The organism is Paraburkholderia sp. 31.1 (assembly GCF_014397645.1).
GTDB lineage: Bacteria > Pseudomonadota > Gammaproteobacteria > Burkholderiales > Burkholderiaceae > Paraburkholderia > Paraburkholderia tuberum.
This window is the reverse complement of the sequence record NZ_VZQN01000014.1, coordinates 23987-48360: the sequence shown is the minus strand read 5'-3', so window position 1 is coordinate 48360 and position 24374 is coordinate 23987. Positions and strand designations below refer to the sequence as shown.

Here is a 24374-nt window from a genome sequence, read left to right as displayed (position 1 = left end):
CATCGCCCGAAGCGTTGCGCTGCGCCCTTACATCGTCCCCAACACCACCGCCGCCGCAATCGATCCGACCACGAGCGCGAGCCCCACCGTCTTGCGCTTGTTCAACTCGGTCCACAACAGCACGCCCGTCAACGACAGCAGGATCAGGCTGCCCGCGAGCGTATCGATCAGCAGCACCCAACCGACGCTCAAGCCAACACCCTTGTGCATGTTCGTCAGCATCGCGAGAAAGGTGTTCGCGCTGCGCTTGACCGTCACGGTGTGGTTGCCGACCCAGTATTCGGCCGACGTGTTTTCCTTCGGCGACCCGAAACTCAGTTGCCAGTGCTCGGGCTGCACGACGCTGCGATCGCCCCACGCCACCGGATGCTCGGCTTCCTTCTGCACGCGCCCCGGATTGCCGGCGATTTTCAGCTCCTGCTTGAGCCACTTCGCGAGCTCGCGCGGCGTTTGCGGCGCCGGTTGCGGCAGCGGCACCTGCATCACCGATACCTGCGGCTCGCCGGTCGAGACGCGCAGCGGGCCGCCACGATGATTCAGAAAGAAGCCCGTCGTGCCGAACAGCAGACCGAGCGCCGCGCCCCACAGTCCAACCCACCCATGCACCTTGCGCAGCCACTTGATGAAGGTCGCGCGACGCGAGCGCTGCTGGCGCGATTTCAGTTTATGGTCATCGAGCCGACGCGGCTCCTGCGCGCCATGTTCGCGGGCCGCGGGCGGTTGAATGTCGAGGGTGTCCGATACGCTCACGTTTCACTCCAGGTGCGCAGCAGATTGTGATAACAACCGACGAGGCTGCGTCGCGCAGCTTCGTCGGCATGGGTGGCATTGAGCCGTTGAATCGCGGTGTCCATGTCGAACAGCAGCGCGCGATGCGTGTCGCTGCGCACGAGGCTCTGCACCCAGAAGAAGCTCGCCACCCGCGCGCCGCGCGTGACTGGCGTCACCTGGTGCAGACTCGTCGCCGGATAGACGATCATGTCGCCGGCCGGCAGTTTCACCTGCTGCACGCCGTAGGTGTCCTCGATCACGAGTTCGCCGCCGTCGTATTCGTCGGGCGCGCTGAGAAACAGCGTCACCGACACGTCGGTGCGCAGCTTCACGCCGTTCGGCAGCACGCGCACCGCGCCGTCGACGTGGCTGCCGAACTGCATGCCGCCCTCGTAGCGGTTGAAGAGCGGCGGATAGACCTGGTTGGGCAGCACCGCGCTGATGAACAGCGGATTGCGTTCGATCGCCGCGAGAATCACATCGCCGAGTTCGCGCGCGAGCGTCGAGTGCTCGGCGATCTGCTGATTGCGCTTGACCGGCGCGCCCTGATAGCCCGCGGTCGCGCGGCCATCGACCCACGCGTCGCCGGCTCGATCGAGCCGCTCGCGCATGAAGCGCAACTGCCCGGCGTCCAGTACCTTCGGAATGTGCAGCAACATAGTGTGTCCTTCGCGTCGGCTTGCCGTTTGCAGAAGCGGCAAGCCGTACGCATGCGCTCAGTGCGTATCAAAAGCGCGTATCAAAAGCGGTAGTTGAACGTCGCGAGCAGCGTGCGGCCGATGCCCGGCACCGAACGTCCGCCGTCCGACGGAATCAACGCGTCGGAGTAGTACTTGTTGGTGAGGTTCAGCAGGTTCAGGCGCACGTCGTACTTCTTCGCGTGATAGGCCGCGGTCGCGTCCCAACGCGTGTAGCCCGGCACCTTCACGTAGTTCGTATTCGACGCATAACGTGGCGACATGTAGATCGGACCGCCGCCGATTTCCCAGTGCGGCGTGATCGCGTATGTGGTCCAGAACGTCAGCGTGTTGCGCGGCGTGTTGGCCGGCGTGTGGCCCTGCGTGCCGTCGGCCGCTTTCAGGATCGTCGCGTCCATGTACGTGTAGCCGCCGAAAATCTGCCACTTGTCGGTGATGTGCCCCGTCACGCCCGCCTGGAAGCCGTCGACGCGAATGTTGCCGGCCAGCTCGTACTCGGTCGGTGACACCTGCGTGCGCGCGTTGTCCTTTTCCTCGCGGAAGATCGCCGAGGTCACCGATATGTTGCCGCCGAACAGATCCCACTTGCCGCCGATTTCATACGACTTCGTCGATTCCGGCGCGAGGTTCTGAGTGCGGTTCGTGACCGTCAGGTTTTCGAGCGACGGGTTGAACGACGTGCCGTACGACACGTAGTACGACTGCCAGTCGGTCGGCTGATAGATGACGCCGGCGCGCACGCTCGTGAAGTAGTTGGTCTGGCTCGCATAAGCCGGCGCGCTAATCGTATTGCGGATTCCCGCCGAGAAACGATCCCAGCGCACACCGCCGATCAGCTTCCAGTGCGGCGTCAGCGTAATCGTGTCGTTCAGGTAAGCGGCAATTTCGTTCGCGCTCGAATCGGCGTAGTTGCCGACCGTCGTCGTCACGTTCGACAGCGTGCCCATGATCGGCGGATTGAGCATCGGCACGATCGGCAGGTTGTTGCGCGTGTACGCCTGGTTCGTATAGCTGTCGTGGCCCACTTCGACACCGGCGATCAGGTCGTGCCTGATCGGTCCGGTGTCGAATTTGTATTCGAGCATCGTGTCGTTGTAGATCGCATGATTCTGGATCACGCGGTCATGACTCTGCAGCTTGATGAACAGCTGCGACGGCGACAGCGTCGTGAAGTTGCCGTTGGTCAACGCTGTGCTGGACGACAGCGGTCCGGTCAGCACCGCTTGCGGCGCGGTTTCGCGCGCGTCGGTCATGGAGTGCGAGATCTGCGTCTGGTTCGTCAGCGTCAGGGCGTCGGAGAACTTGTGCTTGATCGCCGCGGTAAAGATCTGCACGTCCTGGATCGTGCGGTCGCTGGTCAAACCGTAGAACGTGTTCTTCGGTACCGGCGACGGGCGGCCGTTCAGCGCCTGGATGCCGTAGTCGGGCATGTCGTGGTTGCGCTGGATCAGCGCCGACAGCGTGATCTCGGTCGGCGTGCCGATGCCGAAGCGCAGTTCCGGCGCGACGCCGAAGTCCTTGTTCTTCATCACGTCGCGCGTCGAGCCGAGGCTCTGGCCGAATGCATTGAGGCGGATCGCCGAGGTGTCGGTGAGCTTGTGGTTCACGTCGACGGTGGAGCGGTAGCGGTCGTCGGTGCCGATCATGCCGGAGACTTCCGCCGAGTCCGTCAGGTTCGCCTTCTTGCTGACCTGGTTGATCACGCCGCCGGTCGAGCCGCGGCCGAACAGCATCGACGACGGACCGTACAGCACCTCGAGCGATTCAAGATTGAACGTGTCGCGGTAGTACTGGTTGCGGTCCCGAAAGCCGTCCAGATAGATGTCGTTCTGCGCGGTGAAACCGCGCAGGTTGATGTTGTTGCCGATCTGGCCGCCTTCGGCCGCGCCGATCGTCACGCCGGGCGCGTTGCGCAGCGCGTCCGCAAACGACGTCGCGCCCTGCGAGGCGAGCAGGTCGCGATTGATCACGGTGACGGTCTGCGGAATGTCACGCAGCGCGGTCGGCGTCTTGGCGCCGACGGTCGCCCGGTCGGCCTGGAAGTCCTGCTGAACGGCCTGAGCCTGCACGCCAATGGTCGGCAGCGTCGGCGCGGCGGCGGGTGTGTCGTTCCGTGCGCTGGTTTGTGCGTTCTGCGGCGCGCTTTGCGCGAGCGCCGGGGTCGCCAAAGGAATGGCAAAAGCGAGCGCTAGCGCTGTCGCGAGCGGCGTGTGATTGAGCATGGAAATCCCGTCAGAAATGCGTTTGTCGGATTCGCATCACTGACGTCGAATTCATGACAAAGCCGCAAATGGCTGGCTGCCGCTCTCCGTAGTGTGAGATGGAGATGACGGGATGGCTGGCTAGGTTTAAATGAGAATCGATATCATTTCACATCTACTGGGAGTCAGCAATCCCGGCGTGCGTCAGGCACATCGAATCGCGACTCGGTTTATCCTTTTTACAACAATGTAGTTTCATCGCTTCGGCAGCGCTTTCCTTCCCTCTGGAGTCGACGTTATGCAATATCGCCAATTCGGCCGCACCGGCCTGACCGTTTCTCGCCTGTGTCTCGGCACCATGACCTTCGGGCTGCAAACCGAAGAAGCCGCATCGCACCGCATCCTCGACACGGCCGCGGACGCCGGTGTCAATTTCATCGATACCGCGAACGTCTATCCGCTCGGCGGCAGCGAAAATCTGGCCGGACGCACCGAGGAAATCGTCGGACGCTGGCTGAAGGGCAAACGCGAGCGCTTCATCGTCGCGACCAAGGCGGTCGGCAAGATGGGGCCCGCCGCGTGGGACCAGGGCGCGTCGCGCAAGCACCTGCTCGATGCGATCGACGCGTCCTTGCAGCGCCTCGGCACCGACTACGTCGACCTGTACCAGCTCCATTCCGACGACGCGAAGACCCCGCTCGACGAGACGCTCGAAGCGCTCGATGCGATCGTGCGCTCGGGCAAGGCGCGCTATATCGGCGTGTCGAACTTTCTCGCCTACCGGCTCGCGCGCGCACTGGGGCGCGCGGACGTGCTCCGCGTCGCGCGCTTCGTGTCGGTCCAGCCGCGCTACAACCTGCTGTTTCGCCAGATCGAGCGCGAGCTGCTGCCGCTGGCCGCCGAGGAGCAACTGGCCGTGATGCCGTATAACCCGCTCGCGGGCGGACTGCTGAGCGGCAAGCACCGGCTCGACGCGACGCCCGCCGAAGGGCGCTTCACCGAAAGCGTCGGCAAGGCTGGCGCGATGTATCAGGAGCGCTACTGGCATGAGCGCGAGTTCGACACGATCGAAAGGCTGAAGGCGATCGTCGCGCCGACCGGCGAATCGCTGACGAAGGTGTCGCTTGCGTGGGTGCTCGCGAATCCGCTGATTACGTCGGCGATCATTGGTGCGAGCCGCGCGGAGCAGTTGAGCGATACGCTCGCGGCGGCCGGGCTCACGCTCGACGCCGCGATCAAGACCCAGCTCGATGAAGCGAGCGTGCAGTATCGCTGGGGGGACGCGGCGCGCTAGGCGCCCGCCGGCAGATCAAGCGCGGCCCGGCGTTCGGCCGCGCGTCTTCATCGTCCGTAGCGCAGCACGGTGCTCGTCGCGGCGAGCACGTGATCCTTGATCGCGGCGTGGAACGCATCGCGCGTCAAGCCGGCCGGCAATGCGTCGGGCGGCAGATCGAGCGCATAGACCTGCGCCACGTAGTGATGCGGTACCTCGCCGACGGGCGGACACGGGCCGTAATAGCCGGGGCCGCCGGTGCGATTCGTGCCGGCGACGCTGCCCGCCGGCGCGGCTTCGCCTTCGGCGAGTCCGGTCGTGGTAGGGGCGATGCCATAGACGATCCAGTGCACGATGCCCAGGCCTTTCGCGCCGTCGGGATCGAAGATCGTCACCGCGAAACTTTTCGTGCCGGCCGGCGCGTTATGCCATTGCAGCGCCGGCGACACGTTGCCGCCGCCGCAATTGTTCGCGCTCGCCGCGTGGCTCGCGTTGAGCGTGCCGCCATCGGCCAGTCCCGGCGACGACACCGCGAAGGCCTGTGCCGCATACGCATGCGCGCTCGCGTAAGCGAGCAGCGCGCACGCGCCGACGGAGAGGAGGCGCCGCGCGAGGGTCAGGTGGATGCGAGTCATTGGGAGTCTCCAGGGGTTGGACGTGCCGTTGAGAGTTTTGCAGCTCAGAGAGCAACTATAACGAGAATGTTGTTTTGAGATGGAAGAGGCGGCATATTGCGCATGGGGCTACGCGAATCAAACAGATAGCGATCCTACGTGATCGATTGATTAATTCGTTCTCGCCCCTTTGTCGTTCAAAGAAAGAAATGGAGTTGCCTGAATGTCTACAAAACACGCCCACTCGCATCGCCCGACGAAGACTGCGCCGCCGCAATGGAAAGAGAAGCCGGCAAGCATTGTGCCGCTCACGGTTCAGAATGCGCTGAAAGACGCCATGCGCACCGAGCGCATTCCAGACACGGATTTCAGCGATCTGCTATGGATCATGGCTCAGGAATCCGCCGGTGTCGTCGATGCGCGCAACGGGACTTCAACAGCACGTGGCCTGTTTCAACTGCTGCGCGCGCAATACAGCTTGAACCCGCGCGGAGAGGCATCATTCGGTAATGCGAAGGAGGAGTGCCAAGGCGGCATCCGTTACATTTATGGCCGCTACCATTCCGCAAATATGGCCAGGGGATTCTGGCAACAACACCACTGGTATTAAAACGATGCGTCTTTCGTCCTGGCTTATTGCCACATTGATGTTCGGCGCAGTATCCGGTTTGGCCCTTGCGGAATCGGTTCTCAGGTTTGAGGATTGTCCCGCCACTGTCGAGTCCAGGCACGCTGCGATGCCACGCATGATATTCACGGACGCGACGGCACGTCATTACCGCAGCATTCTTCGTGAAGCCGCAAAGGAGCCGATTAACTTCGCGGGCCACTACGTTCTCGCTACGTGGGGATGCGGTGCTGGCTGCGTGATGGCGGCGGCAATCGATACGAACTCGGGCCGCGTCACTTCGCTGCCGTTCACAGTTTCCGATTGGCCGCTGGACATCACGGATCCGCTTGCCTATCGCGCAGACAGTTGCCTGCTGATCGCTCACGGTAGCCGCAATGAAAACGCCGAGCACGGAACCTACTACTACGCGTTCGACGGCAAAACATTTACCTTGCGCGCGAGTACGACAAACGTTGGGCGTTAGACAAACCGCGGAAGCAGTGAACGAGACCGTCACCCCGTGATGGACAACTGGATTGCGCGAAAACTACTGTTACGACCACTGCTATTTCAACGAACCTGAGGCGAAGTATCGCACTGACCGCGCGAACTTCTGGAGTTTACCGTGAAGAAGGTCGGGGTTGGCATCCTAACTGGTTTTGCCCTCATCTTCGGCATGTCTGCTTGCTATGCAAAAGGCGATCAACGTGCGACTCCACAAGCTGGAGCACGTACTTACGCACAGAATTACAAAGACATGGTTCTGGCTACTTGTATAGCGAACGCCTACAGGAACGACAAAGATGCTGCCATGGATGCGGGAAGCAGCGTCAGTGCATTGCGAGACTGGACTTACTACGACTTGGAGAAGGCTCCAGACGCGATCAAAACCTTGGTTGACAATTATTTGGCGCAAAATTATCAAAACCCGCTGGTTGAATCGGAAACTGAAGGTGTCTGTTTCGATTTCCTGAAGTGTCTGGACCTGTATCACAGTAAGGAATTGGACGCACAGGTCAAGCGTTTGGTCATTAACCCCAGGCGCACTTACCGGCAAGATAATCCGTTGCCAGCAAAGCCGAAGTAGTTATGAGCACGTCCAGCGTCGAAGCGCTGACCAGTGCTCGGGCACGGATCGCCTTGGCAATCGTTGAGGGGTTGATATGAACCGTTGGACGTGGAGCCGCGGCACTGGATACGTGATGGCGGCGGCAATCCACCGCCTCACTTCGGCTTGAACCGCCCCGTCTTCTGCGTCGCCTCCGGATACTGTCGCGTCTCGCGCACCGACAGCGGATGCCACAATTTCGCGCCGCCCTCGATCCCCGCGTCGTTCGATACGGTCGCCACGTTCGCCGGCAGCGAAAACTTGATGCGCGCCGCGTTGCCGCCGCCGATCCACAGCTTGTCGTAATTGACCAGTGACTCGAGAATGCCGATCACCTTCTCGACACGCCGGCTCCAACGCTTGTTGCCGATCTGCTCGCGCGCGGCCTCGCCGATGTATTCGTCGTACGCCACGCCCTTCTTGCTGACCGGATGATGCGCGAGCTCCAGATGCGGCATCAGCTCGCCATCGCGAAACATCGCGGTGCCGGCGCCGGTGCCGAGCGTCAGCACGAATTCGAGGCCGTGGCCTTCGATCGCCGCGAAGCCTTGCATTTCGGCGTCGTTGATCATCCGCACCGGCAGTCCGCCCAGGCGCTGCGCGAGCGAATCCGCGAGCGCAATGTCGTGCCATCCTTCGATGCCGAAGTGCGGCGCGGTCAGAATGCGGTTGTTGCGCACGACACCCGGAAATCCGATCGAGATACGGACGGGCCGCACCTGCTCGATGAGAGGAGCCACGAGTTGCGCGAGCGCGTCCACCAGTTGATCCGGCGTGCACGGATGCGGCGTCGCAACGCGCACGCGCTCGGTTTTCATCTGCCCGTCGGCGTCGATGATCGCGGCCTTCAGGCCGGTGCCGCCGACGTCGATCGCGAGGATGTGCTCGCTGCCGCTTGTCGGCGCATTCCGTTTCACTGCGTTCTTGTTGCGTGTTGCCACGATGTCTCCCGATTGTGTTGAGGCGGTTGTGATGCGGGTCTGCGGGTTGGTTCAAAGGTGCCGCTACGACTTGCCACCGGGCGCTTTCTGCTGCAACGGGCGCCACGCGTGGCCATCGCGCGCGAGCAGCGCGTCGGCCTCGGCCGGCCCGTCGCTGCCGGCCGCATAGCCGCGCACGGCAACCGCGCCGCCACTCCTCGGATGCAGCACGTCGTCGACCGCGCACCAGCTCGTCTCGATGCTGTCGGCGCGCTGAAACAACGTCGCGTCGCCAAACATGCAGTCGTACAGCAGCGTCTCGTAGCCGACGTTCGCGCTTTCCGCAAAGAAGTCGCCATAGTTGAACGACGACTGTACCGGACCGACCTGCATCACCGGCCCCGGCACCTTCACGTTGAAATCGAAGCTCGAGCCGTGCTCGGGATCGATGCGAATGGTCAGCACGTTCGGCGTCAATGCGTTGACCGGCGTATCGCGGAACAGGCGGAACGGCACCGGCTTCAGCTGCACCGAAACCTCGGTGCGGCGCACCGCGAGCCGCTTGCCGGTACGCAGATAGAACGGCACGCCGGCCCAGCGCCAGTTCTCGACGAACACGCGCGCCGCCGCGTAGGTTTCCGTCGTGCTGCCGGGCGCGACGTCGGGCTCCTCGCGATAGCCCACGCCGGCGGGCCCTTTTTCATACTGGCCGAAGACGACGTCGGCGGACGTCAGCGGCTGGATTGCGTCGAACAGCTCGGCCTTCTTGTTTCGCACGGCTTCGGCCTCGAACGAATTCGGCGGCTCCATCGCGACGATGCCGAGCAGCTGGAACAGGTGGTTCGGCACCATGTCGCGAAACGCGCCGGTCTGCTCGTAGAACCTGCCGCGCCCCTCGACGCCGATCGTTTCCGCCGCCGTGATCTGCACGCAATCGATGTACTCGCGCCGCCAGATCGGCTCGAACATCGCATTCGCGAAGCGCACCGCGAGGATGCTCTGCACGGTGTCCTTGCCGAGAAAATGATCGATGCGGTACACCTGCGACTCCCGCGCATACGACAGGATGTGCGCGTTCAGATCGCGCGCCGATGCGAGATCGGTGCCGAACGGTTTCTCGATCACGAGACGCCGAAAGCCGCCGTTCGCGCCGTCGCCTTCCTTCAGCAGGCCCGCTTTGCCGAGCCGGTCGGTGATCGGTTTGAAAAAACGCGCGCCGACCGCGAGGTAGAAGATCGCGTTACCGCCTTTCGACTGATCGAGCTTCTGCTTCAGCTTCGCGAACGTATCGTCGGATTCGAACTCGCCCGCCATGTATTCGAGGCGCTGCGCGACCCAGTTCCACGCGTTGTCGTCGAGCTTGCCGGCGTGAAAGGTGCTGGCCTTGTCGGCGGCGAACTTCTGCAGCGAGGTATGCAGTTCGTCGCACCATTCGCGCGTTTCGCGCTCGCCGTGATTGACGCCGATGATCTTCATGCTGTCGTCGAGCAGGCCATCGACCGCGAGGTTGTAGAGCGCCGGCATCAACAGACGTTTGGTCAGATCGCCGCCCGCGCCGAAGATCACGAGCGTGCACGGTGGCGCGGGCTTCTTGCCGGCCGGCGACGACAGGGCGTCGTACCGGTCCGCGCTGAGCTTGCAGCTCAGGGCGGGCGTTGTGTTGGGTTGATCGGGAGAAGCGGAAGGGTTCGGTGTGGTCGACATGGGATTCACTTGGACCTCGGTAAGCCGGTAGAACGAACGCGGCGATACATGAAAGACCACGGGCGCTGCCGCACAGTTCAATCGCGTTCGCGCGTGAACGCGCGGCGTGCTTATTTCGTCGTCGTGGTCGCGAGCGACGGTACCGGTTCTTTCGCCACCGCCGGCGTTACCGCAGATGCAGAAGCCGCCGGCACCGGAATCGGCGCGGGCGCGGGCGCCAGCGCCGGTTCCCCCGCCAGCGGCACGTTGCCCGATGCCGCCATCGCGCGCGGCTGCAACAGCAACGCGACGAGCCCGGTCCAGCCGGTCTGATGCGAAGCCCCGACGCCACGACCGTTATCGCCATGAAAATACTCATGGAACAGGATCAGATCCTGCGAACGCGGGTCCGCCTGCAGCAGCGGATACGCACCCATCACCGGCCGCTCGCCGTTTTTGTCCTTCAGGAACAGCGTGGTCGCGCGGCGCGCGAGTTCGTCGGCGATTTCGCTCAACGAGAACTTCTGGCCCGACCCGGTCGGATACTCGACGCGGAAATCATCGCCGTAATAGCGATGAAACTCGTACAGCGATTCGATCAGCAGATAGTTGACCGGCATCCACACCGGCCCGCGCCAGTTCGAATTGCCGCCGAACACACGGGTATCGGATTCGGCCGGCAGATACTTCACGCAGAAGCTGTTGCCGTTGTGCTGGTACACGAACGGATGATCGCGATGGCAACGCGACAACGCCCGCACGCCGTGATCGGAAAGAAATTCACTTTCATCGAGCGCGCGCCGTAACAACGCCTTCATCCGATGCCCGCGCAGCAGCGACAGCAAAAGCGCGTTGCCCTTGCCGGGCTCGTTCCAGCGCGACACCAGCTTCGCGAGATCGGGCCGATGCTCGAGAAACCACACGAGGCGCTCGCGCAAGCTCGGCAAGCCGCCGTGCAGACGCTCCTCGAGCACGTGCACGGCGAACAGCGGTATCAGTCCGACGATCGAGCGAACGCGCATCGGCATGCTGCTGCCGTCGGGCAGGCGCAGCTTGTCGTAGAAGAATTCGTCCTCGCTGTCCCACAGGCCCGTGTCGCAGCCGTCGTCGCAACTGACCGCTTCCGCGATGTACAGGAAGTGCTCGAAGAACTTCACACCGATATCGACGAACACATGATTCGCGTAGGCGAGTTCGAGCGCGATACGCATCAGGTCGAGCGCGTACGCGGCCATCCACGCGGTGCCGTCGGCCTGGTCGATGTGGCCGCCGGTGGGCAGCGGCGACGAGCGGTCGAAGATGCCGACGTTGTCGAGCCCGAGAAAACCGCCCTGAAAAATATTGTGGCCGTCGGCGTCCTTGCGATTCACCCACCACGAGAAATTCAGCAGCAGCTTGTGAAACATGAGCTCCAGAAAATCGCGGTCCGCCTTGCCGGTCAGCGCGCGGTCGATCTCGTACACGCGCCACGCGGCCCATGCATGGACCGGCGGGTTCGCGTCGCTCAACGCCCATTCGTAAGCGGGCAACTGGCCGTTCGGGTGCTGATAGCGGTCCTTCACGAGCAGCAGCAACTGCTTCTTGGCAAACGCCGGATCGATCAGCGCGAACGCGGCCGCATGAAACGCGAGGTCCCACGACGCGTACCACGGGTACTCCCACTTGTCCGGCATCGACACGATGTCCGCGTTGCACAGATGCCGCCAGTCGGTGTTGCGGCCGTGCTTGCGCGCGGCGGGCGGGCTCGGTTGCAGCGGATCGCCGTCGAGCCAGCGCTGCACGTCGTACTGGTAGTACTGCTTCGACCACAGCATGCCGGCGAGCGCCTGACGTTGCACGAGACGCGCATCGGGGTCGGTGATCTCGTGTTGCAACGCGCCATAGAATTCGTCGGCTTCGGCGCGGCGGCGCGCGATCAACGCGTCGGCATCGAATGGCGCTTCATCGGTCGCCGATTGCGGGTGCCAGCGCAGATACACGACCGCGCGTCCGTGCGGCCCGAACTCGAGCGCCGCATGCGCGGCGGCCCGGGTGCCCGCGTCGTGACGGATCGCGTTCGCGTCGCCGTGCACGAGGTAGTCGTTGAAGCCGTCCTTGAACGGGCCCGCGCCGTCCATGCCGAACAGCCGCTTCACGTTGGTGTCGTTCTCGCAGAACAGCCACGCGAGTTGCGGCGCGTCCTTCGACCACGCGGTCACGACGATCGGTTCGTGCACATGGTGATGGCCCAGCAGACGCACCGAGCCGTCATGACCGGTACCGGCGACGAGCTTCGGCTTGTCCTTGTTCTCTTTCCACGACCACGAGTTGCGCGCCCAGATCTGCGGCAGCACATCGAGCGACGCCGCTTCGTCCGCGCGATTTTCGATCGTCACGCGCATCACGATGTCGTCGGGCGTGTGCTTCGCGTATTCGATCTGGACGTCGAAATAGCGCTGATCGTCGAACACGCCGGTATCGAGTACTTCGTACTCTGGCATATCGCCGCCGCGGCGCGCGTTTTCGTCGATCAGGTCCTGGTAGGGATAGGCGGCATGCGGGTACTTGTACAGCATGCGCATGTAGGAATGCGTGGGCGTGCCGTCGAGATAGAAGTACAGCTCCTTGACGTCCTCGCCGTGATTGCCCTGCGAGTTGGTCAGGCCGAACAGGCGCTCCTTGATGATCGGGTCCTTGCGGTTCCACAGCGCGAGCGACACGCACCAGCTGAGCCGGTCGTCGCCGAAACCGGCGATGCCGTCTTCGCCCCAGCGGTAGGCGCGGCTGCGCGCATGGTCGTGCGGAAACGAGTCCCAGGCGGTGCCGTTCGCGCTGTAGTCCTCGCGCACCGTGCCCCACTGGCGCTCGCTCAGATACGGCCCCCAGCGCTGCCAGTGGCCGCATTCGGGCGAATGCAGCCGGGAACCTTCGATCGTGGCGAGCAGATTGGCAGCGCGCAGCGGTGGCATGAAACGTCCTTGCAACAGGCTTGGCGGTGGGACCCACATCGTAGCGCGGTTTACGCGCCGTTGTGCTCGAACCGGGCAAGCAGACTTTCGACGCGCAGCAATTCGCCTAGCGACCAGGCCTGGAACGGCGTGCCGGCGGGCGCGTGCGGCGCGTCGCCGGCGGCGATCTCGGACAGGTGATCGAGGCCCGCGTGATCGAGATGCGCGTACAGCGGGGCGAGAAAACGCGCCCTCGCCTGCGCGAGATTATCGGCACTCGCGCCATTCACTCGCAGCCACGCTTCGACGAACGGGCCGATCAGCCACAACCACGCGGTGCCCTGATGATAGGCGCCGTCGCGTTCGCGCGGCGCGCCGCCGTAGCGGCCGCGATAGGCGGGATCGGACGGCGCGAGCGTGCGCAGGCCGAGCGGCGTCAGCAATTGCGCTTCGACCTGACCCACCACCGCGCGCGCCGCCGCGCCTTCGAGCAGCGGAAACGGCAGGCCACCGATCGCGAAGATCTGATTCGGCCGGATCGAGCGGTCGACCGTGCCCTGCACATGATCGACGTCGACGTTATCGAACAGCGCCTGGGTGGCCGGATCGACGAAGCGCCGGCGAAACGCGAGCGTCGCGCGCTCGGCAGCTTGCCGCCACTGCGGGTTCCATGCTGACGCGATCCGCAGCGCGTTGATCCACAGCGCCTGCACTTCGACCGGCTTGCCGATGCGCGGTGTGACGACCCAGTCGCCGACTTTCGCATCCATCCACGTCAGTTGCACGCCGGGGATGCCGGCGCGCAGCAGGCCGTCGTCCGCGCACACGCCGATGTTGAAGCGCGTGCCGTTCGTGTAGCCGGTCAGGATCGTTTCGGCGGCCTGCTGCAGATGCGCGCGCGTTTGCGCGCCCGCATGCGGCGTCGCCAGATAGTCGTGAACCGCGACGATGAACCATAGCGACGCGTCGACCGAGTTGTATTCGGGCGCGTCGCCGTAGTCGGGGAAGCGGTTCGGCAGCATGCCTTCGGACAGCGTGCCCGACCATTCGAGCAGGATCGCTTCGGCATCGTCGAGACGGTTCGACTCGATCAGCAGGCCGCGCATCGCGATGAACGTGTCGCGGCCCCAGTCGGTGAACCACGGAAAGCCCGCGAGGATCGTGCGGCCTTCGTTGCGCGTGACGACGTAGGCGTCGGCCGAACGTTGCAGGCGCGAGCCGAGTGCGGCGCGGCGTTGTTGTTCGGTGTGGGCGAGTTGGGCGGCGTGGGCGGTGGTTTGGGCTTTGTCGTTCGCGCATTCGGTGGCGGACGTGCTCGACGCGCTCAGAATCATCACCGCGTCGCCCTCCGCGAGATCGAAGCTGAACACGCCGGGCGTCGCGAGATCTTCGCTGCAATCGAGACCGCGCTCCTGCTCGCGCACGTAGCAGAAGTTGCGATACCAGTCGGGCGCATGCGTATAGGCACCGTTCGTCGCCGCTCGCACGACCGGCAGTCCGCCATACGGTTGCCAGCTCGCGCACGATTGATCGGCGCTGACTTGCGCGCCGAAGTTGAAGGCCGGATTCTCGTGATGCAGCGCATGATAGTCACGGCCCGACAGCAACGGTCTGATCTTCAGCACGGGCGCATCGAGTTCGCCGCCTTCGAGCCGCCAGCGCAATACCGTTTCGCACGTCGCTTTGCTGACGAACACGTCGGCGATCATCGCCGCGTGCGCACCGAGTTGAATGCGCCACGTCGGCCACGGCGCGGTGTCGAAGCCGGCAAGGCGGCCGCGCAGATCCGGATAGATCACGTCAGGCCCATAGCGTTGCATGGTCAACGCGAAGCGCTCGCCGCCCGCCTCGACCCACGCCTCGATGCCGTTGACGAGCACCATGCGCCCGCCCGGCGCGCGCGTCGCGGCAAGCAGCAGCGCATGGTAGCGGCGCGTGCGCAACATGCCGAGCGTGCCCGAAGCAAAGCCGCCGAAGCCGTCGGCTTCGAGCCATTCGTCTTCGAGTTGCGAGATGTCGATGGGTGAATCGATGCGAGTCATTGAATCGTGCCCATGCGCGAACGATAAAGCAGCAAACATAGCGCAGATGGCAGCGCCATGAACATTGACCTTCCCGATACTTTCCATTTTCTTTCGATCAACCGACGATTTATCGAAAGTTATGCCGGGCGCAAACGTTTCACAATTATTTCTTGAAAGGAATGGAGACTGCACCCGCTTTCATCGAACCGGATGCAGACATGAGAACAATCAGTTGCATCACGAGCACCGCATTGCTGGTGCTTGCCACGATAGCGTTGAACGGTTGCGGCGCGGACGACTCCTCTTCCACGAGCATCGCGACGACCACGAGCCTTGCGCCGAACGACGCGGCGCAACGACCCGCAATGGCGGCAGCGGCAGCGGCAGTGGCGACTCCCAACGCCTCAGCGCCATTCGCGGACAACACGGCGAACAACACGGCGAGCAACGCGGCAAGTGGCGCAACCGCCACCGACGCGATCACGCAAAACATGCAGGCCAGTCTCGCGGCCGACAGCCAGCAGGTCGCGCCGGTCATGCGCTACGCGCCCGGCGACAGCGCGAACAACTAGTTCGCAACTGATCAGCAAGAGCAACGCGTAACCGACCACGAAACACCCCAAGGCACGCTCACGCGCGCTATTCTTCCCCTACGCAGAAGGTGATATTCGATGACATCAACTAGCCGTCGCCGTTTCCTGCAAACCGTGGCTTCATCCGCGGGCGCCGCCGCCGCGATGACCGCATTGCCCGAGTCGATCCGCAACGCGCTCGCCGTGCCTGCGTTTTCGCGCACGGGCACGATTCGCGATGTCGAGCACATCGTCGTGTTCATGCAGGAGAACCGCTCGTTCGACCACTACTTCGGCCACCTGCGCGGCGTGCGCGGCTACAACGACCGCTTCCCGATTCCGCTGCCGAGCGGCCTGCCGGTGTGGAATCAACCGTCGAAGGAAGATCCGACCAAGCCGGTGCTGCCGTTCCATCTGGACACCGCGACGACGAGCGCGCAGTGCGTCGGCGATCTCGATCACTCGTGGTACAAGACCCAGTACGCGATCGACGGCGGCCGCTACGACCAGTGGCCCGCCAATAAGACCGACATGACGATGGGCTACCACCTGCGTAGCGACATCCCGTTCCACTACGCGCTCGCCGACGCCTTCACGATCTGCGATGCGTACTTCTGCTCGTTGCCGGGACCGACGCACCCGAACCGCGCGTATCTGATGACCGGCATGGTCGACCCGACCGGCACGATGGGCGGCCCGCTGCTCGACAACAACGACTGGGTCGACGGCGATGGTCCGCCGAACTATCAGTTGCTGTCGTGGACCACGTATCCGGAGCGTCTGCAGGCCGCGGGCATTTCGTGGCAGATCTATCAGCAGGGCACGTCGGGCGTCGATCCGCTGAACGGCAATTACGGCACCAACATCCTGCAGAACTTCACGAACTTCATCAACGCGCAGCCGGGTTCGCCGCTCTACGAGCGCGCGCAAACCGTGCGCACGATCGACGACCTGAAAGCCGACGTGCTCGCGAACCAGCTGCCGCAGGTGTCGTGGCTGTGCCCGCCGGCCGCCTACTCGGAGCATCCGAGCTACACGCCCGCGTACGGCGCCGAATACACGTCGCAGATTCTCGACGCGCTGACGTCGAACCCCGAGGTGTGGAGCAAGACCGTGCTGTTCATCATGTACGACGAGAACGATGGCTTCTTCGATCACCTCGTGCCGCCGCAGCCGCCGACGACCTCCACCCAGGGCAAGTCGACGGTGACGACCGACGGCGAGATCCACAATGTCGTCAATCCGCTGCGCGGCGGCAGCTACACCGCCGACGGCTATCCGTACGGCCTCGGCCCGCGCGTGCCGATGACGATCGTCTCGCCGTGGACCAAGGGTGGCTTCGTGTGCTCGCAGGTGTTCGATCACACGTCGGTGATCCGCTTCATCGAAACGCGCTTCGGCGTGCATGAGCCGAACATCACGGCATGGCGTCGCGCGGTGTGCGGCGACCTGACCACCGCATTCGACTTCCGCACGCCGGATGCGAAGATGCCGTCGCTGCCGGACACCAGCAACTACATGAGCATGGCCGACAACCAGTGCAAGACGCAACCGAAGCCGACCGTGCCGACGACGCCGACTCCGGTCGATGCGCAGGAAGCGGGCATCCGTTTCGCGCGCGCGTTGCCGTACGAACTGCATGTGAACGGCGCGGCGAACGCGGGCAACGACACGTTCGAAATCACGATCGGCAACACCGGCGACCAGGGCGCGCACTTCTACGTGTACGCGACGAATCGCACCGACGGTCCGTGGCGCTACACGGTCGAAGCGGGCAAGTCGCTCAGCGACACGTTCGACCTGAGCACGACGAACGGCGTGTATGCATTCGACGTGTTCGGCCCGAACGGCTTCGTGCGCAAGTTCGCGGGCAACACCCAGGCGAGCACGCAAAGCACGCAGAATGGCCATGGCAACGGTCATGGCGACAACCAGCCGGCGCGGCCTGAAGTGAGCGCGCAATACGACGTCGCGAATGGCAACGTGTTCCTGAAGTTCACCAATAGCGGCGGCATCGCGCATCTGACGGTGAACGACAACGCGTACGGCGCGCGCCCGCGCACCGTGGTCGTGCCGGCCAATGCGCGTATCGAAGAAGGCTGGGTGCTTGCGTCGAGCCATCACTGGTACGACCTGACGGTGACGAGCAGTGACGACGCGAGCTTCTCGCGCCGCTTTGCCGGTCACGTCGAGAACGGCCGGCCGAGTATCAGCGATCCGGCTGCGGTTGCACCGGTGCTGAGCGCGAGTTGAGGCAACCACCGCCAGCCCTGCTTACTTGCGGCCTGATTCGGCATCCCGTCCCGCCTACGTGGCGGACAGGGTGCCGAGTTTTTTAAGGCTCGTATTGAAACGCGGTGCTTAGAGACCGACGTCCGGCAGCGCCGGACGCGTGGCGAGCGCCTTGGCGACGATGTCTTTGACTTCGGCGAGCGCGTCGCCTTGCAGCGCGAGGCGCGGCGGACGCGTGACCGCGCTGCCGCGGCCGAGCAGTTCCTCGCACAGCTTGATGCATTGCACGAGGTCGGGGCGCGCGTCGAGGTGCAACAGCGGCATGAACCAGCGGTACAGCGACAGCGCTTCATCGAAACGCTTCTGCGTGGCGAGGCGGAACAGCGTCTCGCCCTCCTTCGGGAACGCGTTCGACATGCCCGACACCCACCCTTGCGCACCGACCGCGATGCTTTCGACGACGACGTCGTCGAGGCCGGCGAACAGCACGAAGCGGTCGCCCACCGCGTTGCGCAGATCGATGAAGCGTCGCGTATCGCCCGACGAATCCTTGAAGCAGACGATGTTCTCGCAGTCCTGCAGTGCGATCAGCACGTCCGGCGTGACGTCGTTCTTGTAGATCGGCGGGTTGTTGTAGATCATCACCGGCAGATCGGTGCTGGTCGCGACCGAGCGGAAATGCGCGGCGGTTTCGTGCGGCTTCGCGGAATAGACGAGCGCCGGCATGACCATCACGCCGTCGACGCCGACACGCGCGGCTTCACGCACCGTCTGCCGCGCGAACTCGGTCGTGAACTCGGCGACACCCGCGACGACCGGCACCTTGCCGCCAGCCGCGTCGCGCGCGGCCTCGATCACCTGCAGTTTTTCCGACGTGCTCAGCGAGGTGTTTTCGCCAACCGTGCCGCAGACCACCAGACCCGACACCCCGTCCTTGACGAGATTGCTGACCACTCGGTGCGTCGCGTCGATGTCGAGCGAAAAATCCGGCTTGAACTGGGTGCTAACGGCGGGAAACACCCCGCTCCATTGGATAGCCTTGCTCACTTTGTCCGTCTCCTTCAAAAAGCCGGCCGCGCCGACACACGTTGAGTATGACGACGAGTATCGGCCTTTATCCGGAGGCGGGCTTGGGCTTTTTCGTGGCTGAAAGAGATTAAATCCGCACAACAGGCGAGGCGCCGGATCGCCGGCCGGGCGGCGCCGGCTACTTCGCAGCAAGGCGGCCGAGGCGCACGTCAGCACCGTCGCGTGAGGCGCCGAGACGGCCCCTGGATGCCGAGTCCGGCATAGCCGCTACGCGCTCAGGCGCCCAGCAACACGCCCGTTCGGATCGGCCGCGTGCCGGTCACGCGACCGAGCGGCGCACCGGCCGTCGCGAAACGGATCGCGCGCCGCATGTACAGCACCCCTTCGGTCTGGCTCGCGATCGTGGTCGTCTCGTCGGTCAGCGGATCGACGATATCGAACAGCGGCTGGCCGACGCGGATCTTGTCGCCGATCTTTGCGCGGTGCACGAGAATGCCGCTCACCGGCGCATAGAACTGCTCGCTGCCCGCGAGCGGCGTCGCCGGCGACAGCAGCGGCGGCAACGGTTTGGCCTCGCCCCGAATCGCGCCGCGCCACACCAGATAGTCGACGAGCGCGTCGGCATCCTGCTGCGCGACTTCATACGACACGTCGCGCTGGCCGCGGCATTCGACCGTCACCGCGATCGAGCCGGTCGGCACCGGCTTGCTCGCCGGCATCTGCTGCTGCAACGCCCACCACAGCAGGCTGTGGGTTTCGTCGAACGCGCCGCCGCCCGAATCGGTCGCGAGCAACGACGCCTCTGCACCGAGATAGCGCGACAGCGGCTCGAACTCGGCCCAAGCGGATTCGCTCGTGTACACATGCATCGCCGCTTCGAGCGAGCAATGCAGATCGATCACGACGTCCGCGTCGCACGACAACTGCAAGAGCGCCAGTTGCAGCGACTCGAATTCGGTCAGCGGCTTCTGTTGCGCGAGTTCGGCCGCGAGCAGCTCGCGCACGATGCGGCGGTTCTCGTTCGGGTCGGCGCCGAGCGCCTCTTTCGCATTCGCGACGAGCTTTGCGAACTGCACGAAATGCCGGTTGAAGTTCTTGCCACTGCCGAGATCGAAGCGGCCGACGAACTGCCCGAGCACGTATTGACTCAGCCCGACCGGATTCGACACCGGCACGAGCACGATTTGAGCGCTCAGCGCGCCGGCTTCCTCGAGCTCCCGCAGACGCCGCTTCAGCAGCACCGTGGTCAGCATCGCGGGCGTTTCGTCGGCATGCAGCGACGCCTGGATGTAGATCTTCTGCCCGCTATTGGCCGGGCCGAAATGAAACGACACCAGTTCGCGGTGCGTGCCGATGGCTGGCGACACAAGCGGAATCGATTGCCTGTTCATGAATGGAAAGCCGTGAAGATAATGTTGGAAATCTGCATCAATTGCCGTACGGATCGAAGTCGAAGTACTTCTTCGCGATCCGCGCATAGGTGCCGTCTTTGCGCATCGACGCGATCGCCTCGTTGATCGATGCCTGCACCGCGGTTTCGTCCTTGCGCAAGCCGATGCCGACGCCGCGATCTCCCATCGAAAGCGGCTCGCCGACAAACGCGAAGCCCTTGCCCGCGGGCGTGCGCAGGAAGCCGTAATCGGCCTCGACGGTGCCGAGCAACGCGCCGTCGAGCCGGCCGTTCTGCAGATCGGCGAACACCTCGTCCTGGCTCTTGTAGGCGACCACGTTCGCGCCGAGCGGCGTCCAGTTCTTCAGCGCGTAGCTCTCGAACTGGGTGCCCGACTGCACGCCGATCTGCTTGCCGGCAAGTCCGCTCGCCGTAGGCGCGAGCGACGAGCCTTGCCGCGCGATCAGCCGCGACTTGAACTGGAACAGCTTCGACGAAAACAGAATCTGCTGCTCGCGCTTCTCGGTGATCGCCATCGACGACAGCACCGCGTCGATCTTGCGCGCCTGCAGCGCCGGAATCATGCCCGAAAACTCGAGTTCGACCCACTGACAATGCGCGTGGATGCGCCGGCAAATCTCGTTGCCGAGATCGACGTCGAAGCCCTTCAGGCTGCCATCGGGCGCCTTCGAGTCCATCGGCGGATAGGTCGGATCGATGCCGAGGCGCAACGTGTTGGCGTCAGCGGCGAACGCGCCGCTGCTGAAAGCCAGCGCGGCGCAGAGAGTCATCAGTGGAGTTTTCATGGAAGGCGACGATGAGCGGATCAGGACAGCGTGATCGTAAGCCGCTGTGGCGCCTCAAAGAAGTCCCGTTCGGACTATCATGATCACTTTTACCGATCAGCAAACCCTGACGCCATGGCATTGACGATTTCCCAGCTGCGCGCGTTCACGGCGGTCGCCGAGCATGGCAGCATCCGCGCGGCGTCGCGCGCGCTCGGCATCGCGCAAAGCGGCATCACGCAGCAGTTGCAGAACCTCGAATCGATGCTCGGCGCGACGCTGTTCACGCGCACGAATCGCGGCATTGCGCTGACCGCGCTGGGCCAGCGGCTGCTGCAGCGGGCCGGCGCGATCCTCGGTGAATGCGAGCGTGCCGAGGAGGACGTGCGGCAACTGCGCGGCGACTACGTGGGCGAGGTCACGTTCGGCATGACGACAGAGCCGCTCGTCGACGCGTTCGCGCCCGTGTTGATGGAATTTCGTGCGCGCTTCGAGCGCGTCGCCGTGCATCTGCGCACGGGCACGTCGCGCATGATGATTTCGTGGATCCGCGAAGGCACGCTGGATTTCGCTGTCGCGCTCGTATCGAAGCAGACCGACACCGCCGATCTGTCGGTCACGCCGCTCTATCCGTCCGACCCGGTGATCGTGTGCCGGCGCGGTCATCCGAAGGCGCGCGCGAAGTCGCTCGCCGAACTCGTCGATTGCACGTGGGTGACGACGCGCTCGCCGAATCTGACCGAGGAGCCGCACGTGAACCGGTTGAGCCATCTGTTCGACAGCTACGGCTTGCCGCCGCCGAAGATCGTCGCGACCGTCGAGGGCTTGTACGAGACGCTGCACCTGGTAGCCGCGACCGATTGCCTGTCGCTCGAATCATCGGTCATCGCGAAGCGCGGGCCGTTCGCGGACGTGCTGACGACGATCCCCGTGCGCGAGCGCGCGTTGCAGCAGAACGTCTGTCTGCTGCAACGCGCCGCGATTCCGCTGACCCCAGCCGCGCAGGAGTTCGCGACGATGATCGCGTCGTACACGCGCGCGGTGCGGGCGCATTGAGCGTTGAGCATTGAGCGTTGAGTGTTGAGTGTTGAGTGTTGAGCTCCAATGCGCCGCTCAAGCCGCCGTTGCTTCGAGCGCTATCAATTCTTCGATGCGCTGCCTGCGCCGGATCAGCCGCGCGTTGCCGCGCTCGATCAGCACCTCGGGCGCGAGCGGCCGGCTGTTGTAGTTCGATGACATCGACGCGCCGTACGCGCCTGTGTCATGGAACACGAGCAGGTCGCCCACTCGAGGCGCGGGCATCGACCGGCTCGTGACGACACCGCCTTGCGCCTGCGTGAACACGTCGCCGGCTTCGCACAGTGGCCCCGCCACGCTGAACGAGCCGGCCGGCGCATCGCTCGGCGTGCCGTTGCGCCGAAGCACGCTGATCTCGTGATAACTGCCGTAGTACGACGGCCGCACCAGGTCGTTGAAGCCCGCATCGAGCAACGCGAATTGCCGCGACGGCCGCCGGTTCAGCGCGTGCACTTCGGCGACGAGTACACCTGCCTGCGCGACCAGAAAGCGCCCCGGTTCGATTTCGAGTCGCACGCGATGCCCGACGCGTGCTTCGATGCGGCGCCGCGCGTCGTCCCACAGCCGGAAATAATGCGCGGTATCGACACTCAGCTCACCATCGCGATACGGCACCGACAAACCACCACCCGCGGAAATCGCCTCGATATCCTGATCGAGTTGCGACACCGCATCGACCATCGCATCGCACACTTTCGCGAGATGCGCGTAATCGACACCCGAGCCGATATGCATGTGCAGCCCGACGAGCTTCAGCCGATAGCGCCGCACCAGTTCGAGCGCGCGTGGCAGGTCATCGCGCCAGATGCCGTGCTTGCTGTGCTCGCCGCCTGTGTTGGTCTTGCTGCTGTGGCCGTGACCGAAGCCGGGATTGATCCGCAGCCACACGCGATGGCCTTCGCTCGCGTGTCTCCCGAGCCGTTCGAGCATGTCGGGCGAGCCGGCGTTGACCGTGATTCGCTCGTCGAGCACGGTGGCCAGCGTCGCGTGGTCGAGCACGTCGGCGGTGAAGACGACGCCTTCGGGCCCACCGTTCGATGCGGGTTGAGCCGCATAGCCCGCGGCAAAACTGCGCGCGAGTTCACCCAAAGAGACCGCATCGACCATCACGCCTTCGTCGCGCATCAGCTTCAGGATGTGCACGTTCGAACAGGCCTTCTGCGCGTAGCGGATCGTGTCGAAACTGCGCAACTGCGCGATGCGCTGGCGGATCGTGTCGGCGTCATAGACCCATAGCGGCGTGCCGTGCTGGCGCGCGAGGTCGGCGAGTTGACGGGAGTCGAATGGCGTCATGGTCGGTTGCATGTCGAAGCTTTGCGAAAGCGATAGCCGACATGATGATCCGCGGCGATCATTCAGTAAAATACCAATCTATTGCTCGCCTATTCACTTTTGATATAGCACGGACCCACCATGGCGCTTACGCACCGGCACATCGAAATCTTCCGCGCGCTGATGACGGCCGGCAGCGTGACCAAGGCAGCCGAGATGCTGTTCACGTCGCAGCCCACGGTAAGCCGCGAACTTGCGCGCATGGAACAGAGCATCGGCTTCGCGTTGTTCGAGCGAGTGCAGGGCCGGCTGCGTCCCACGCAATCCGCGCTGACGCTGTTCGACGAGATCAAGCGCGCGTATGTCGGGCTCGAACGCGTCGCGTCGACGGCGGCCGCGCTGCGCGAATTCAAGGGTGGCCAGCTGTCCGTGATCGCGCTGCCGTTGTTTTCGCATTCGATCCTGCCGGGCGCCGTCAAACGCTTTCACGATGTGCAGCCGGGCGTCAGCGTATCGATCGCGACGCAGGAGTCGCCGTTTCTCGAAGAATGGCTGAGCGCGCAGCGCTACGACCTCGGCCTCACCGAGCACGACGCGCCGCCGCCCGGCACGCGGCTCACGCCACTCATCGCCGTCGATGAAGTGTGTGTGCTGCCCGACGCTCACCCGCTGCTCGCGAAACGCGTGATCGCATTGAAAGATTTCGCCGATCAGGCGTTCATCAGCCTGTCCGCGAACGATCCATACCGGCTGCAAATCGACGAAGCGTTCGCGCGAGCCGACATCGCGCGCCGCCTGCTGATCGAAACGCCGACCGCGGTGTCCGTGTGCAGCTTCGTGCGGCAAGGGCTCGGCATTGCGATCGTCAATCCGCTGACCGCGCTCGATTTCGCGGGCCACAATCTGCATATCCGGGCGCTCGCGTTGTCGCTGCCGTTTCGCGTCAGCGTGATCCGTCCCGAGCACCGGCCCGCGCATCCGCTCGCGGACGCGTTCGTCGGCGCACTGCAAAGCGAAGCCGCCGCGCTGCGGCTACAATTGAAGCGCCACACCAGCCCCAAGCGGTCATCGCATTCATAGCAGTCACGGCGGCGTCCCCGCTTCATCGCCGGGCGAATCCGCGCAGCGCCACGCGCGTTCGCGCGGGGCCACCGCCCGAACCGTCCGCCGCGCGAACCGGGCACGCTT

General features: G+C 64.1%; 20 protein-coding genes. 8 read left to right on the top strand and 12 right to left on the bottom strand.

Annotated features, from left to right (window positions below; all coding sequences use genetic code 11):
* Positions 1-27: 27 nt before the first annotated feature.
* From F6X37_RS12895 to F6X37_RS12885, 3 genes are all read right to left on the bottom strand, one after another.
* A complete protein-coding gene (locus F6X37_RS12895; protein WP_187611577.1) occupies positions 28-750 on the bottom strand; it encodes a PepSY-associated TM helix domain-containing protein in 723 nt (240 codons plus the stop codon).
* Complete coding sequence (locus F6X37_RS12890; RefSeq protein WP_184030542.1) at positions 747-1430, bottom strand: Fe2+-dependent dioxygenase; 684 nt, start codon at positions 1428-1430, stop codon at positions 747-749. The genes F6X37_RS12895 and F6X37_RS12890 overlap by 4 nt, the downstream gene beginning before the upstream one ends.
* 80 nt (positions 1431-1510) lie before the next feature.
* Positions 1511-3691 (bottom strand): TonB-dependent receptor, encoded by a 2181-nt coding sequence (locus tag F6X37_RS12885; protein WP_187611576.1) that lies wholly within the window; start codon positions 3689-3691, stop codon positions 1511-1513.
* Positions 3692-3968: 277 nt separating this feature from the next.
* Here F6X37_RS12885 and F6X37_RS12880 point away from each other — a divergent pair, with 277 nt between their 5' ends.
* A complete protein-coding gene (locus F6X37_RS12880; protein ID WP_187611575.1) occupies positions 3969-4964 on the top strand; it encodes an aldo/keto reductase in 996 nt (331 codons plus the stop codon).
* Between the two features lie 47 nt (positions 4965-5011).
* Here the strand turns inward: F6X37_RS12880 and F6X37_RS12875 are convergent, their stop codons facing one another.
* On the bottom strand, positions 5012-5578 hold the full coding sequence (locus tag F6X37_RS12875) for a YbhB/YbcL family Raf kinase inhibitor-like protein (RefSeq protein WP_187611574.1): 567 nt from the start codon (positions 5576-5578) through the stop codon (positions 5012-5014).
* A gap of 202 nt (positions 5579-5780) precedes the next feature.
* On the opposite strand from F6X37_RS12875, the gene F6X37_RS12870 reads away from it, so the two are divergent.
* From F6X37_RS12870 to F6X37_RS12860, 3 genes are all read left to right on the top strand, one after another.
* Positions 5781-6167 carry a hypothetical protein gene (locus F6X37_RS12870; RefSeq protein ID WP_184057874.1) on the top strand — a complete coding sequence of 129 codons (387 nt, stop codon included), beginning with the start codon at positions 5781-5783 and terminating at the stop codon, positions 6165-6167.
* A 4-nt stretch (positions 6168-6171) separates the two neighbouring features.
* Positions 6172-6651 (top strand): hypothetical protein, encoded by a 480-nt coding sequence (locus tag F6X37_RS12865; RefSeq protein ID WP_143037232.1) that lies wholly within the window; start codon positions 6172-6174, stop codon positions 6649-6651.
* Between the two features lie 192 nt (positions 6652-6843).
* Complete coding sequence (locus F6X37_RS12860; RefSeq protein ID WP_187611649.1) at positions 6844-7254, top strand: type VI secretion system amidase immunity protein Tai4; 411 nt, start codon at positions 6844-6846, stop codon at positions 7252-7254.
* 137 nt (positions 7255-7391) lie between these two features.
* Here the strand turns inward: F6X37_RS12860 and F6X37_RS12855 are convergent, their stop codons facing one another.
* The 4 genes from F6X37_RS12855 to F6X37_RS12840 form a co-directional block, all read right to left on the bottom strand.
* Positions 7392-8216: an ROK family protein gene (locus F6X37_RS12855; RefSeq protein ID WP_184057872.1), complete on the bottom strand. Its 825-nt coding sequence runs from the start codon at positions 8214-8216 to the stop codon at positions 7392-7394.
* A gap of 63 nt (positions 8217-8279) precedes the next feature.
* Positions 8280-9899, bottom strand: a complete 1620-nt coding sequence (gene zwf / locus F6X37_RS12850; RefSeq protein WP_187611573.1) for a glucose-6-phosphate dehydrogenase — start codon at positions 9897-9899, stop codon at positions 8280-8282.
* Positions 9900-10009: 110 nt separating this feature from the next.
* Positions 10010-12826: an MGH1-like glycoside hydrolase domain-containing protein gene (locus F6X37_RS12845; RefSeq protein ID WP_187611572.1), complete on the bottom strand. Its 2817-nt coding sequence runs from the start codon at positions 12824-12826 to the stop codon at positions 10010-10012.
* Between the two features lie 50 nt (positions 12827-12876).
* The gene (locus F6X37_RS12840) at positions 12877-14847 is read right to left on the bottom strand and encodes an amylo-alpha-1,6-glucosidase (protein ID WP_187611571.1); all 1971 of its coding nucleotides are present in this window, start codon (positions 14845-14847) and stop codon (positions 12877-12879) included.
* A 200-nt stretch (positions 14848-15047) separates the two neighbouring features.
* Between F6X37_RS12840 and F6X37_RS12835 the strand changes: the two genes are divergently transcribed.
* Together F6X37_RS12835 and F6X37_RS12830 are read left to right on the top strand one after the other, a co-directional pair.
* A complete protein-coding gene (locus F6X37_RS12835) occupies positions 15048-15401 on the top strand; it encodes a hypothetical protein (protein ID WP_187611570.1) in 354 nt (117 codons plus the stop codon).
* A 99-nt stretch (positions 15402-15500) separates the two neighbouring features.
* Positions 15501-17654, top strand: a complete 2154-nt coding sequence (locus F6X37_RS12830; protein WP_187611569.1) for a phosphocholine-specific phospholipase C — start codon at positions 15501-15503, stop codon at positions 17652-17654.
* Positions 17655-17762: 108 nt separating this feature from the next.
* On the opposite strand, the gene F6X37_RS12825 is transcribed toward F6X37_RS12830, so the two are convergent.
* The 3 genes from F6X37_RS12825 to F6X37_RS12815 form a co-directional block, all read right to left on the bottom strand.
* Positions 17763-18680 (bottom strand): dihydrodipicolinate synthase family protein, encoded by a 918-nt coding sequence (locus F6X37_RS12825; protein ID WP_090807963.1) that lies wholly within the window; start codon positions 18678-18680, stop codon positions 17763-17765.
* 257 nt (positions 18681-18937) lie between these two features.
* Positions 18938-20053: a succinylglutamate desuccinylase/aspartoacylase family protein gene (locus F6X37_RS12820; protein WP_187611568.1), complete on the bottom strand. Its 1116-nt coding sequence runs from the start codon at positions 20051-20053 to the stop codon at positions 18938-18940.
* A gap of 37 nt (positions 20054-20090) precedes the next feature.
* Entirely contained in the window at positions 20091-20858 is a 768-nt protein-coding gene (locus F6X37_RS12815) for a transporter substrate-binding domain-containing protein (RefSeq protein ID WP_187611567.1), read from the bottom strand.
* A gap of 114 nt (positions 20859-20972) precedes the next feature.
* On the opposite strand from F6X37_RS12815, the gene F6X37_RS12810 reads away from it, so the two are divergent.
* Positions 20973-21893 (top strand): LysR substrate-binding domain-containing protein, encoded by a 921-nt coding sequence (locus F6X37_RS12810; RefSeq protein WP_184057856.1) that lies wholly within the window; start codon positions 20973-20975, stop codon positions 21891-21893.
* A 57-nt stretch (positions 21894-21950) separates the two neighbouring features.
* On the opposite strand, the gene lysA is transcribed toward F6X37_RS12810, so the two are convergent.
* Complete coding sequence (gene lysA / locus F6X37_RS12805; RefSeq protein ID WP_262419881.1) at positions 21951-23207, bottom strand: diaminopimelate decarboxylase; 1257 nt, start codon at positions 23205-23207, stop codon at positions 21951-21953.
* A 120-nt stretch (positions 23208-23327) separates the two neighbouring features.
* Between lysA and F6X37_RS12800 the strand changes: the two genes are divergently transcribed.
* The gene (locus F6X37_RS12800; RefSeq protein ID WP_187611565.1) at positions 23328-24266 is read left to right on the top strand and encodes a LysR family transcriptional regulator; all 939 of its coding nucleotides are present in this window, start codon (positions 23328-23330) and stop codon (positions 24264-24266) included.
* Positions 24267-24374: the final 108 nt, after the last annotated feature.